The organism is Noviherbaspirillum sedimenti, from assembly GCF_003590835.1.
Classification (GTDB): domain Bacteria; phylum Pseudomonadota; class Gammaproteobacteria; order Burkholderiales; family Burkholderiaceae_D; genus Paucimonas; species Paucimonas sedimenti.
Genome location: NZ_QYUQ01000002.1, coordinates 3,553,445 through 3,566,724, shown reverse-complemented (window position 1 = coordinate 3,566,724; position 13,280 = coordinate 3,553,445). Strand labels below are relative to the sequence as shown.

Genomic DNA, 13,280 nt, shown 5'->3' with positions numbered 1-13,280 from the left:
GGGCGATAGCCTGCAGCGCTACTCCAGCCCCTCCAGCAACCCGAGAAGCTGGGCGCGCCGCACCGCATGCTTGCGGGTGCCGGCATCGAGTTTGTAGAACAGGTTTTTCAGATGCCATTTGACGGTTTCCTCGCCCACCTGCATGGCCTGGGCAATCTCCTTGTTGGAGAGATTCCGCGCCAGATTCTCCAGAACCTCGCGCTCCTTCGGCGTCAGCATCATGCTTGGCACCGCGCGCGGCGCCGACAAAGGACGCTCCAGCGGCGGGCGGACGATGCGCGGTATTCTGGTTCCCGCCCCTTCATCTTCGGCAACACGCTGCATCCAGTCGCCGAGCCCAGGGTGGGCATCGAAAAATACCCGCGACAAGCCGAAGGCCTGCGCAAGGTTCATCGCCTCCAGCAGCAGCGGCCGCGCTTTCTCGCCTTTGCGATCCATGACGAATGCCCGCAGCGCCATGATTTCAATGCGCCAGCGCCCCAATTTCAGCGTTTCAGCCAGCTGGCCGGTCTGCCTGAGAGCGTCAAAAGCGCGTTGCCAGTCCTGTGCCGCGATGGCAGTGTAGGCGTGAGCCAGGGATTGGATGAACTGTATCCCGTTTTGCCACAACGGGCCATGCAATGACAGATTGTCCGTGACGATGTCATCGATACGCTGGACCAGCGCCCGGCAAGTTTCGGAACGAAAGCGCGCGGCGTGCAGCCTGATCTGTTCGACAAGGCTCGTCACGCACAGCCGCGGCAAATCGCGCGCGACGCCGACCGCATTCAACACTTCGAGCAGGTCGAGAGCGCGATGCTCGATGCCCTTGACAGCGGCGATGCGCGACACCGTCCGGTAACCCAGCATGATGGTCTCGGGTGTGCCGGCGCGCTCCAGGACGTCGAGGCGGTTGGCCAGCAGTCCGGACGCCTCGTCCAGGCGATCCTGCTCGTATAGGGCAGCGGCCAGCAAAGAGGCAATCATGCAGCATAGCGGATGGCGGCGGCCGAGGTTGGTATCCGCGCTCTCCAGCGCCGGGCGCAAAACGTCTTCGGCCAGCAGGACCTGCCCTTCCCAGAGATAGCTGAAGCCAACAATGAAGCAGCCCCAGCGGGCGCCATAGCGATAGACTTGCCCGGATTCGGCGCCCGCCGCCATCTGGATATGCCGGCGCCCCTTCGCCGGATCGCCGGCAAGGATCGCCAGGACCGCCAGACGATTGGCATGCATCTGCAGCAGGCGCGGATCGCGCAGCGGCGGCGACGCCATCCAGGGCTCTAACAGCGCCATGCATCGGTCCGGGTCATCGGCGTAGAAAGCCGCGCCGCTGACGATCAGGGCGCACTCATACCGCAAGGCGGCGTCCGCATCGGAATTCGCCAGCAGGCCCTGCACCAGGCTTTCCGCTTCCGCGGGGCGTTCGCTCAGGGCAAGCGCCCAGGCAGCCGCCAGGCGCAAGCGGGGACGCTTGTTCAGCTCGGTTTCCGGCAGCAGTTCAAGCCAGCCAAGCACCGTGTCCTGGTGTCCCTGGGTGGTCATGGCTTCGAACAGGCATTGCTCGGCCAGGTCATAGGCAATCTCGTGCTGTCCCGCGGAATGCGCGTGACGGGCGGCTTCCTGGATCATGCCGTTTGCAGCCAGCCAGCGGAAGGCGCGCACGTGGAGTTCAATGCGTTGTGCTTCCGGCATTGTCGCCAGACGCGAGCGCAGCGCATCGCGAGCCAGATTGTGCAGCCGCACCCACTCGCTGTCGTCGCCGGCAACGAATACCGGCGTATCGCGAACGAGGCGCGCCAGCACTTGCGGCGCGTCATCAAGCCCCGTCAGCGACCGGCACAATTCCGGGTGAATGACGTCGACCACGGAAATTTGCACCAGAAAATCCGCATCCTCGCGTGCCAGGTTCGAAAGCAATCCCCCGACAAAGTTGTCGTCCTTACCGCCGATGCCCGACGTTACCGATGCAATGGCCGCGCGTGCGTCGTTTGTCCGTTCCATTGCCGACATCACGATTTGCAATCCGAGAGGCCAGCCATCCGTAACTTCATGCAGGCGCGCGGCCGTGTCGGCATCGATCTTGGAGCCGAAACGATTGCGCACGAGGGCCATGGTTTCATCCATGCGGAAACGCAGGTCTTCAGGTCCGAGCAGCAGGCACTGCCCGTAGTTCATCAGATCTCCGACTGCCGCGTCGATGCCGCTGCGCGCGCCGACAACGATGCGCAGATTGGGCGTAGCGTTATGCAATAGGTAGTTCAACGCGGAAAGATTGGCCGAGGACAAGCGATCGGCCTCGTCCACGATCAGAACCAGGTCAAGCGAACTTTGGCTCACCTCGGTCAGCCATGCCGTCATCCCTTCCAGCTCGCCGAGCTTGGTACCCGAGCCTTCCAGAAGATGCCGGCCAAACGCCGGCCGGCCACAACCGGCTCGCACGGCAAGCACGAGGCAATGCAGGAATCGATGCGGATCGTCGCTGCCGTCGGCAATGACCCACGCCACCGCAGCGCCATGCGCCAGGTACTCGCGCCGCCACTGGCCGATCAGCGAAGTCTTGCCGAAACCCGGCGGGGCTTGCACGACGATGATCAGGTGGTCGCGAAACCGCTCGTCTTTCAGACTCAGGCGCGGACGGGCAAGCTGATGCCGCGACGCGCGCGGCGGCGTCGTGCTGAGGAAAAGCTCGGCGTATTTGAATGCATTATTGCTTGTTGTGGAAGTCATCAGCTTGATCCCCGAGAGGAACGTTCTACCGAATTTCGACGAAAAGGTGCGGGCTCGCTTTCTTTCTCCGCTTTCTGCCCGGCGTCACATCAGTTCCCCCCTGACTTCCATTTTCGGTCGGTAAGAAAATAAATGCAATCTAAGTATTCTTGCCTTTATTCCTGTAGAGGCATCCCGCCTCTTCCTTCGGTATGCGCAGTGCGCCGCGCTGCGCCGCAAAAAAGAGCATTGTAGGCGGCGCCTATGGCGCACGCTTGCCTTTTCGGGACAATTTATTAACGATTTGGGACAGTATTGACAGGACTCGCCGCCTACTTCGCCGGCCTATCAAGTTCTATAAGCAGCTTGCCATCCGCTTCCCGGAGCGGGAAGCTGGTGAGGCAAAGCGGATTGGCTCCCGGCGTGCAGCCGGTTGTCAGATCGAAGCGCAAGCCATGGGCCGGGCAACTTAGCATGTTGCCGTCAAGCTTGCCGCTCGCAAGCGAAGCGCCGTTATGCGGGCAGGAATTGTCAATCGCGCGGATTGCCCCGCCGATGTTAAACAGGACGAGGCTGCGGCCCTCGATAAAGACCAGCTTGCGCTGGCCCGGCGCGAGTTCGCCGACAGTTCCGACTGGAATTTGACGTGACATGGTTCCCTCACTCTTGGATTGACTGCAACATGGCTTGCACGAGGGTTTCGGGCGGATGGGCGCCGGAGATCGCATACTTGCCGTTCAATACAAAGAATGGCACGCCGCTGATGTAATCGGCCTGCGGCGCGCGCATGATTCCGGTTTGTCCGGCTGTTTTCGCCAGATGCTGCCGCAAGCCCTCGGCCTCCAGCCCGCACGCCAACGCGCGCCGTTGCAGTACGGAAGGGTCGCCGATGTCCTCGCCCTCCATGAAATACGCTACAAACAGGCTCTCGATCAATGCCGACTGCTGTGCTTCCGTGCCATTCGCGGCCGCCCAGGCGCTCAAATCATGTGCCGCCGCCGTGTTCGGCATCACGCCGATGCGCTCGAAGGCGAACTGGATGCAGGCGGGATTGCCAGCCTGCTGGACCTGCGCACGACGCTGTGCCACCGCTTCGGCGCTGCCTAGCCGTGCAATATAAAATGATTGATAAGGTACGCCCCCGGGAGGTATATCAGGCAGCAACTGATGCGAGCGCCACCGCACGCTCACCCGCGCATCCGGTCGCAGCGCCGCCAACTGGCTTATGGCGGCGCGCAAGTGACGTTTGCCGATCAGGCACCAGGGACAGACGAGGTCGAAGAAATACTCGATCACGAGCGAAGGGGCGACGCCTTCGGATGCCGGGCTGCGAGGAAAAGAGTTCATGGGCGGACATGGTAGTTGAAGCAACATGGCCGCCTCCCCCCCGTCAAGAGGGGGCCGGCAGACGTGAAATCGCGCGAGACTTGCCCAAGTTCAGGCCTCAGGTAGCCCCCCCCCTGTCTAGAGGGGGGGCTGCGCCGTGCCATGCACTAGCATTTCCTCAACACTAATTTCGATGCCAGAAAGCCGGATCATGCCCTGCATGCTATTGAAGACACCTCTGCCTGCAGGCTGGCACCGCCAAGCCCGATTGGCAAATAAAGTTGGAAGTAAAAATATGACAACAGTCGCCCGGTCAATGTAGGAGTTTGCATGTATCGTCACTTGCTCGTTCCTGTTGATAATACTGACCTGTCGACTGTCACCACAGGCCAGGCGGTCGAATTCGCTCGAGCAATCGGCGCGCGCATCACTTTTCTTCATGCGCAAGCCAGCCATGCATCCTCGCCCCAGGGCAAGTCAGAACTGTCCGCCCCTATATCTTCAAAAGATTCCGCCTACAAGGCCGAAGGCTGGGCAAAGGAATTGCTGGCCAAGGCGGAATCCGCGGCGCGGGCGCAAGGCATACCCTGCTCCTCCGTGACGGCCATCGGCGACACGCCCTTTAGCGCCATTCTCGCGACTGCCCGGGAAAAGGCATGCGACCTGATATTCATGGCATCGCACGGGCGCCGCAGCGCCATCGGCGAGATGCCCGGGTCGCAAACCTTGCAAGTTCTGGCCGGTACCAAGATCCCGGTCCTGGTTACGGCCACGGCTGGCTCAGCGGCCGCAACGCAGGCGATTGGCATCTTGCAGGACGAGCATCGTTCGCTCGCCGCTGTCCTGCATGCCTGGCTGTTCATGCTGGCCTCCCCCCAGACGTCGGGCATGACGCCGGATGCGGCACAGATGCAAGCCATGCTGCATTACATCCGGACCTTTCCATTGACGCTGCACCATCCGAAGGAACAGCAATACCTGTTCGGCAAGCTGCGTGAGCGCACATCGGCGCTGAATGCCGAACTGGACGAGCTTGAACGCCAGCATGAGCGGGACGGACGGCTGGTCGCGGAGCTGTCCAGCCTGGTGGACAGGTATGCCGCCGGCAGCGCCACCGCCGGCGAAGTGGAAGCCGCGGTCGCGGCTTACGCGAAACTCACCTGGGAACACTTGGGGCGCGAGGAAGGCGTCATCCTGCCGGCAGCGCTGCGCTACCTGACCGACGAAGACTGGGCCGTGATCCATAGCGCGTTTGCAGAAAACAAGGGTCCGCACTTCGGCAACGATATGGACGCGGAATTCCAGCGTTTGTATGCGCGGATCGCGGATCTTGCAGCTTGATCGAGGCAATGTCGCACCCATCCCTATAAACCACCCATTTCGAGATTCGAGGAGAATATTTTGGAAAAAGCAGTTCGCTTCTATGAAGCCGGCGCCCCTGAGGTTCTGCGTTACGAAGACATCCAGGTCGGCGAGCCCGGCGAGGGCCAGGTCCGCCTGCGCCATGTCGCTGTCGGCCTCAATTTCGCCGATACCTACTTCCGCAACGGCACCTACCCGATTCCGCTGCCGGCCGGCATGGGCGTCGAAGCCGCCGGCGTGGTCGAAGCCGTCGGTCCGGGCGTGAGCAACGTCGCCGTCGGAGACCGCGTGACCTATACCGGGTTTTTGAATACCCTGGGCGCCTACAGCACTGTGCGCCTGATCGCGGCGGCGCCCCTGATCAAGCTGCCGGACGCAATCAGCTGCGAAACCGCCGCCGCCATGACCATGCGCGGCCTGACCTCGGCCTACCTGATGCGGCGCATCTATGATTTCAAGCCGGGCGACACCCTACTGCTGCATGCTGCCGCTGGCGGCGTCGGCTTGATCGTCTCGCAATGGGCCAAGATCCTCGGCCTGCGCGTGATCGGCACCGTTTCCACCGAAGAAAAGGCCGCCGTTGCGCGCGCCCACGGCTGCGATGAAGTCATCAACTACAGCCATGAGGATGTCGCCAAGCGCGCGCGCGAATTGACTAATGGCGTCGGCGTCAATGTCGTATTTGACAGCGTCGGCAAGAGCACCTTCACGGCATCGCTCGACTCGCTCAAGCGCCGCGGCCTGATGGTCTGCGTGGGCACCGCCTCCGGCACCATCCCGCCGTTCGATCCGCAATTGCTGGCGATGAAGGGTTCGCTCTACCTGACCCGTCCGGCGCTGGCCGACTACATCGCCGATCCGGCGGAAAAAGCCGCGCTCGCCGGCGAAATCTTCGGCCATGTCGCGGCCGGCCGCATCAAGATCGAGATCAACCAGCGCTATGCGCTGGAAGACGCGGTCCAGGCGCACCGCGACCTGGAAGCGCGCAAGACCACCGGGTCATCGATCTTCGTCATCTAAGAAAATAATTCCAGAGGAGACATTACAAATGAAGATCGAACAACTGACATGCAGCCTCGGCGCCGAACTGGTCGGCGTCAACCTGGCCGACGCCGTGCATGACGATGGCCTGTTCGCGGAAATCGGGGCACAGCTGTTGCGGCATAAAGTCCTGTTCCTGCGCGACCAAAACATTACGCGCGCCGAGCATGCCGCCTTCGCCCGCCGCTTCGGCGAACTGGAAGACCATCCGGTCGCCGGCAGCGATCCCGAAAATCCTGGGCTGGTGCGCATCTACAAATCCCCGAGCAACCGGCGGATCGCTATGAGAATGCCTGGCACACCGATGCCACCTGGCGCGAAGCCCCGCCCATGGGCGCCGTGCTGCGCTGCGTGGAGTGCCCGCCGGTCGGCGGCGACACCATGTGGGCGAACATGGCGCTGGCCTATGAAAAACTGCCGGAAGAGATCAAGGCCAGGATCGCCAACCTGCGTGCCCGCCACAGCATCGAAGCCAGCTTCGGCGCCGCCATGCCGATTGAAAAACGCCTGGCCCTGAAATCCCAGTTTCCCGATCCGGAACACCCGGTGGTGCGTACGCATCCGGAAACCGGCGACAAGATCTTGTTCGTCAATGCCTTCACGACGCACATCACCAACTACCACACGCCGGCAAACGTGCGTTATGGCCAGGATGCCAATCCGGGCGCCTCGGACCTGCTGCGCTACCTGATCAGCCAGGCTTACGTCCCGGAATTTCAAGTCCGCTGGCGCTGGAAACCGAACAGCATGGCGATCTGGGACAACCGCTCGACGCAGCACTACGCGGTGATGGATTACCCGCCTTGCCATCGCAAGATGGAGCGCGCCGCCATCATTGGCGACAAGCCATTTTAAATGACAACATAAACCACCCAAGGAGGACAACATGCAATTTCTAGACGATTCGCTGCACCCGGAGAACATGGACAAGGTAGTCATCACCGTGGCCCCGTACGGCCCCGAGTGGATGCCTGCAGACTTCCCGGAAGACATTCCGGTGACCATGCAGGAACAGATCGACAAGGCAGCCGAGTGCTACGAAGCCGGCGCCACCGTGCTGCACCTGCACGTGCGCGAACTCGATGGCAAGGGCTCCAAGCGCCTGTCCAAGTTCAATGAACTGATCGCCGGCGTGCGCAAGGTCGCGCCCGACATGATCATCCAGGTCGGCGGCTCGATTTCCTTCGCGCCGGAAGACGACGGACAGGCCGCCAAGTGGCTGTCCGACGACACCCGCCACATGCTGGCCGAACTCGACCCCAAGCCGGATCAGGTGACGGTGGCGATCAACACCACCCAGATGAACATTATGGAGCTGCTCTACCCCGAATACCTGGAGGGCACTTCGCTGGGGCATCCGGCCATCGGCGCCGCCTACCGCGAGATGACCGTGCCGGCCGGCCCGGCCTGGGTGGAAGAACACCTCAAGCGCCTGCAAGCCAACGGCATCCAGCCGCATTTCCAGTTGACCGGCATGCACGCTCTGGAAACCCTGGAACGCATGGTGCGCAAGGGCGCATACACCGGCCCGCTGAACCTGACCTGGATCGGCATCGGCGGCGGTTTCGACGGCCCCAACCCGTTCAACTTCTTCAACTTCATCCACCGCGCGCCCGATGGCTGCACGTTGACTGCCGAGTCGCTGCTGAAGAACGTATTGCCGTTCAATACCATGGCCCTGGCCATGGGCCTGCATCCGCGCTGCGGCAACGAAGACACCATCATCGATCAGCACGGCAAGCGCTTTGGTTCGGTGGACCAAATCAAGCAGACGGTGCGCGTGGCCAAGGAACTCGGCCGCGAGATCGCCAACGGCAAGGAAGCGCGTGAAATCTACCGCATCGGCACCTGGTACAAGAATGCCGACGAAACCCTGACCGCCCACGGCATGGCCCCGAACCGCAAGCCGGGGCAAAAGAACCTGCCGCAGCGCGGATAATACCGCTGAGCCTGTTCCACCTTTCCGCTCGGGGCAAGATGCATCAATGCATTCTGTCCCGGGCGGCAATTTACTTGATGGCGGCATTTTTCTCATAACGCTGCCACGATAAAAACTACTGGAGACGATTTTGGGCATGCACGCCGTTCACACCATTGCAGTGGATACTTCCGCCGCGTCACGGGTTTCTCGCCCTTATGCCTGGCTGGTCTTTGCCTTGACCTTTGGCCTGCTGCTGTCGGACTACATGTCACGCCAGGTTCTCAATGCGGTGTTTCCCATCCTCAAGGCCGAATGGGTCCTATCGGATACGCAGCTGGGTTCCTTAAGCGGCGTCGTCGCCCTGCTGGTTGGCTTGCTGACTTTTCCCCTGTCGGTGATTGCCGACCGCTGGGGCCGCGTCAAGAGTATTACCCTCATGGCCGCCCTGTGGAGCCTGGCGACCCTGGGCTGCGCGCTGGCGACCAACTACGGCGAGATGTTTGCGGCACGCTTTTTCGTCGGCGTCGGCGAAGCCGCCTACGGCAGCGTCGGCATTGCGCTGATCCTGAGCATCTTCCCGCCCCACATGCGTTCGACCCTCAGCGGCGCCTTCATGGCCGGGGGTGCGTTTGGTTCCGTTCTCGGCATGGCTTTGGGCGGCGTCATAGCCACCCAATTCGGCTGGCGTTGGTCGTTCGGCGCCATGGCCATTTTCGGTTTGCTGCTGGTCGCCCTGTATCGCGCCATCGTCATTGAAAAAAAGCTGGGATCCTGTCCTGCGGCTCGGGCCGCCAAGGCGGCGCAAGGCAAGGTCAGCCGTGCCGGCGCACGGCGTCTGATCGAAGCCCTGTTTGGCTCGAACGCCGTTCGCCTGGCGTACATCGGCAGCGGCCTGCAACTCTTCCTCATGGCAGCCATGATCGCCTGGATGCCGAGTTACCTGAACCGCTATTACCATCTCGCCACGGACAAAGCCGGCGCGCTGGCCGGTATCTTCATTCTCTTCGGCGCCATCGGCATGGTGGTATGCGGCATGATCACCGATCGCTTGAGCCGCAATGCACCCAACAGAAAGTGGTGGGTCGCGATGGCTTATTCGCTTATCTCCAGCGTCCTGCTGCTAATCGCCTTTCAACTGCCCGCCGGTATGCCGCAGCTGGTGCTGATCGGCGCCGGCATGTTCCTGGTCGCGGGGACCACCGGCCCGGCCGGCGCCATGGTGGCCAATCTCACTCCCGCCGCGATCCATTCGAGCGCCTTTGCCACGCTCACCCTGGCCAACAATCTGCTCGGCCTGGCGCCCGGCCCGTTTGTCACCGGCGTGATCGCCGATCGCATCGGCCTGCTCGGCGCCTTGCAGATCATTCCCGTCATCGCCCTCCTGGCTGCGGCTGCGTTTTTCATCGGCAAACACTATTACGCCGGTGACTTGAAACACATTCAGGCTCTCGCCTCGTGAGCGACACCTTTTTTGCATGTGCACAAATCCTATGAACGCATCATCCACTCCCACCATTCTGATCGTCCCCGGCTTGCGGGATCACGTCGAGGAACATTGGCAAACCATTCTGCAAAAAAAACTGCCCAATGCACGTTCGGTACCGCCGCTGGAACACGACAAGCTGAGCTGCGCCGCCCGCGTGGCGGCCCTGGACCAGGCCTTGGCGGAAATCGAGGGGCCGGTGATCCTGGTTGCCCATAGCGCCGGCGTGATGATCACCGTGCACTGGGCGCAACGGCACCAGCGGCCCATTCACGGCGCCTTGCTGGCCGCACCAGCCGATCTCGAATCGCCGATGCCGGCAGGCTATCCGACCACGGACGCCATACGCGACAACGGCTGGCTACCCATACCCAGAACGCCGTTGCCCTTCCCCAGCATTGTCGCGGCAAGCACCAATGACCCGCTTGGAAGCTTCGATCGTATTGAACAATTGGCCAAGGATTGGGGCAGCCGGCTCGTCAATATCGGCGCGGCCGGCCACCTCAATCCAGCCGCTGGCTTCGGCGAATGGCCGCAGGCGGAAAGCTTGATCCGCGAACTCGGTTGAGAGGGCTGTAGGTTGTTGAAAGATGCAGCGAGCGCGGCGCGGCTTGGCTGACGAGCGCAACCGTGCAAAGCGGAAACTGACAATTTCTGGGCGAGAAAAGCATGAAGCGGATTTTGAGGAATTGAAATGTTGGAAAGTATTTCTATCAAGGCAAGGCTTGATCTGTCTGATTTCCTTTCTCGCCGCCCTCATGGTGTTCATAGGGAGCGTAGCAAATTACAGGTTAAGCAACACCAATGATTCGGTGCAGACTATCTATGATGAGGGTCTGGTCGCATCGCTGCAGCTCGATCAACTCATGCGACTGATCAACCGCAATCAGTTGATCGCAACCGACATTTTGCACGGCACGGGCAATTTCACAGATGGACGAAGCGACGCAGCAGAACGCGGCGCTGGTGGAAGAGGCTGCGGCGGCTGCGCAGAGCATGCAGGATCAAGCCGGCGCATTATCTCAAGCAGTCAGCGTTTTCAGGCTTGACCACCATGTGACGCAAGCGGACTTGCTTGCAGCCCCGCCCACACTGCGCGTATCGATGGCAAGCCGGGGGCCGATGCTTAAGTTGCAATGTTTGCCATAGGAAAACATTATTACGCCGGAGACCTAGGAGTCTGCGCGGCAAACAGAATTTGAGCGAGCGAAACGGGCGCAACGCCAGCCGGGCTGATATTGGCCCGGCATTGAATTCTGAAATTGCTGACTGATAGGCGTTTTTGAGCTGCGGCGCGACACCGGAATGTGCGTTTTCCCCATTTTTAAACTACGCACACATCATATTTGCCATTCTTCGCAGGTTAAGCGCAGCGCAGACGAGTTTCCACTCTGCCTGGGCCTTGGCGATGCCGCGCATGCTAAATTGTCGGAAGCCCAGTACGTGCTTGATCCAACCATTTGGCGGTTCGGATAACCACTTGCGCCGCCGGTAGGCATCTTGGGTGGCGGTGGATTTGAATCGTTCTGCCATGGCCGCCGAGAGTGGGCGTTTGTTCGGATCAATCCCAAGCGCTTGTCTACCTTCGCGCCCAAGGGCAACGATGATCTCGGCGGGATGATCACGCAGCGTTTCAAACACGGCCTCGGATCGATAGCCTGCATCGGCGACGACCTGGTGCGGATCGTCGCCCGTATTCGCCTTGACCGCCGCCAGCACCGCGGGCAATTGACGGCTATCGGCGCCGCTATTGGTCAGTTCGGCAGCGACGATGATGTGCGCCGTATCATCGACTGCGGCTTGCGCGTTGTAGCTGTAATCGAAGCCGCCACCGGCGCGCTTCATGATCCGGCTTTCCGGGTCGGTAAAGTTGTCCTGGGCCTTGGGCTTGGGCTCACCGAACTTGTACTTGTATTTCGACTTCTTGAGCGCCTTACCATCGCCGTCTGGCGGCGTATTGTCGTCGTCAGCGCTGCGGCCACGCTCGGTATCTGCCTGACGCTGGCGTTCCTCCAGCCGTGCGCGCGCCGCGCCAATGGCTGCAAGCCGGTCCTCGCGTCGGCTTATCTCAGCTGGAATGTCCAGTGCCGGCTCGTTCTTCTCGGCCAGGTCGGCTGCCTTGGCCTTGGCCAGTAGCGCGTCGATCTGCGCCTTCAATTCCAGCTCCGATTTCTTCATGCGCTCATAACTCATGGCCTTGTGGCGCGATGCGTTGGCCTTAATCTTGGTCCCATCCACAGCGATGGTTCCCAACTTGACCAGGCCGCACTCGCGCGCCAACTTCACCACTTGCACGAACAAGTCGGACAACTCTTTCAGATGGAAAGCACGGAAGTCGCAGATCGTGCGGTGCGCGGGATAATTGCCAGCAGCAAGTACCCGGAAGGCAACGTCTTCATGCAGCTTCTTTGCCAGCTTGCGCGACGAGAACACCCCGGTCGCATAGCCATAAACCAGCACTTTGACCATCATCGCCGGATGAAAGGGCTGATTGCGCGGCCCGCCACCTGCATATCGCGCATGGAAGGTGCTCAGATCAAGCGCATCGATCGTATCGCTGATGTAGTACGCAAGATGGCCATCTGGTAGCCACTCTTGCAATGCAGGGGGAAGCAGCATTTGCTGCTGCGGATCGTAGGGAAGATAGCTCGATGTCATCACGAATCAACGTTTACGAATCTATTCGGATGACATCAGCGTTCTGCCGCGCAGACTCCTAGCGCGCATCCACGCCTCCGCGAACTCGCTTGATTGTGGTGAATTATCATCGGATTGATGCAGGTTAAAAGAATCGCAGCCATCGCACCGGGCGGGGAAATGCGATTCGCTGACGGACATCCAGCTTTCTTCCGTACAGCCTGATACCATTGCGGTCATGCAAAAATCTTACGCATCCTTGCTGCGTGCCGCCTTCACCCTGGCCATTGCCTGCATGCTGTCGGCTTGCAGCCCGAAATTCGACTGGCGCGTCGTGCGCGGCAATCCCGTACCCTTTGAAGTGCTCTTGCCGGCCAAGCCGGCCAGCATGACACGACCGGTCGATCTCGGTGTCGCCCAGGTCGAGATGACGATGACCGCGGCTGAAGTCGATGGCGTCACGTTTGCCGTCGGCGCCGCCACCCTGCCCGCTGCCGCCGGCGCATCCGCCGCACTGTCTGCCATGAAAACTGCGCTGGTGCTAAACATCCATGGCAGCATCAAGCGCGAAACGGGTGATCCCAAAGACGCAGGCAAAGCAGGCGCCGCGCCGCTTGAAGTCGAAGCCATCGGCGCGCGCGCGCCGAACGGAGCAGAGCTCCTCCTGCTGGCACGCTTCGTGGCCAAGGATGCCCGGGTCTACCAGGTGCTGGTGCTCGGTCCGCCGCAAAAAGTCGTGCGGGCCGAGGCCGACACATTTTTTTCATCCTTCAAACCGGACTAAGGGCACGCTCGGCGAGCGCCACAGTCTGCCCCCAACCCTGC

At 61.2% G+C, this 13,280-nt stretch carries 10 protein-coding genes and 3 pseudogenes; 9 read left to right on the top strand and 4 right to left on the bottom strand.

The features are described from left to right. Positions 1-18: 18 nt before the first annotated feature. The 3 genes from D3878_RS16600 to D3878_RS16590 all read right to left on the bottom strand — a co-directional run bounded on the left by D3878_RS16600 (position 19) and on the right by D3878_RS16590 (position 4,032). Entirely contained in the window at positions 19-2,706 is a 2,688-nt protein-coding gene (locus tag D3878_RS16600; protein ID WP_119786498.1) for a winged helix-turn-helix domain-containing protein, read from the bottom strand. A gap of 311 nt (positions 2,707-3,017) precedes the next feature. Beyond that, on the bottom strand, positions 3,018-3,338 hold the full coding sequence (locus D3878_RS16595) for a Rieske (2Fe-2S) protein (RefSeq protein ID WP_119786497.1): 321 nt from the start codon (positions 3,336-3,338) through the stop codon (positions 3,018-3,020). A 7-nt stretch (positions 3,339-3,345) separates the two neighbouring features. Beyond that, entirely contained in the window at positions 3,346-4,032 is a 687-nt protein-coding gene (locus D3878_RS16590; protein ID WP_119786496.1) for a DsbA family oxidoreductase, read from the bottom strand. Between the two features lie 309 nt (positions 4,033-4,341). On the opposite strand from D3878_RS16590, the gene D3878_RS16585 reads away from it, so the two are divergent. From D3878_RS16585 to D3878_RS24395, 8 genes and pseudogenes are all read left to right on the top strand, one after another. Then, positions 4,342-5,352, top strand: a complete 1,011-nt coding sequence (locus D3878_RS16585) for a universal stress protein (protein ID WP_119786495.1) — start codon at positions 4,342-4,344, stop codon at positions 5,350-5,352. A gap of 60 nt (positions 5,353-5,412) precedes the next feature. Continuing rightward, complete coding sequence (locus D3878_RS16580; RefSeq protein WP_119786494.1) at positions 5,413-6,393, top strand: quinone oxidoreductase family protein; 981 nt, start codon at positions 5,413-5,415, stop codon at positions 6,391-6,393. A gap of 28 nt (positions 6,394-6,421) precedes the next feature. Further along, a pseudogene (locus tag D3878_RS16575) lies at positions 6,422-7,269 on the top strand (TauD/TfdA dioxygenase family protein). Positions 7,270-7,300: 31 nt separating this feature from the next. Then, positions 7,301-8,353: a beta-keto acid cleavage family enzyme gene (locus tag D3878_RS16570; RefSeq protein WP_119786493.1), complete on the top strand. Its 1,053-nt coding sequence runs from the start codon at positions 7,301-7,303 to the stop codon at positions 8,351-8,353. Between the two features lie 136 nt (positions 8,354-8,489). Then, positions 8,490-9,794: an MFS transporter gene (locus tag D3878_RS16565; protein WP_119787955.1), complete on the top strand. Its 1,305-nt coding sequence runs from the start codon at positions 8,490-8,492 to the stop codon at positions 9,792-9,794. Positions 9,795-9,825: 31 nt separating this feature from the next. Further along, a complete protein-coding gene (locus D3878_RS16560) occupies positions 9,826-10,386 on the top strand; it encodes an RBBP9/YdeN family alpha/beta hydrolase (RefSeq protein ID WP_119786492.1) in 561 nt (186 codons plus the stop codon). Between the two features lie 22 nt (positions 10,387-10,408). Beyond that, positions 10,409-10,696, top strand: a pseudogene (locus D3878_RS24660) (Tar ligand binding domain-containing protein); the annotation flags it as partial. Positions 10,697-10,736: 40 nt separating this feature from the next. After that, a pseudogene (locus D3878_RS24395) lies at positions 10,737-10,967 on the top strand (methyl-accepting chemotaxis protein); the annotation flags it as partial. 180 nt (positions 10,968-11,147) lie between these two features. Here D3878_RS24395 and D3878_RS16550 read toward each other — a convergent pair. Then, the gene (locus D3878_RS16550; protein WP_119783739.1) at positions 11,148-12,476 is read right to left on the bottom strand and encodes an IS1182 family transposase; all 1,329 of its coding nucleotides are present in this window, start codon (positions 12,474-12,476) and stop codon (positions 11,148-11,150) included. Positions 12,477-12,693: 217 nt separating this feature from the next. Between D3878_RS16550 and D3878_RS16545 the strand changes: the two genes are divergently transcribed. Further along, positions 12,694-13,239: a hypothetical protein gene (locus tag D3878_RS16545; protein WP_119786490.1), complete on the top strand. Its 546-nt coding sequence runs from the start codon at positions 12,694-12,696 to the stop codon at positions 13,237-13,239. The last annotated feature ends 41 nt before the right edge of the window (positions 13,240-13,280 follow it).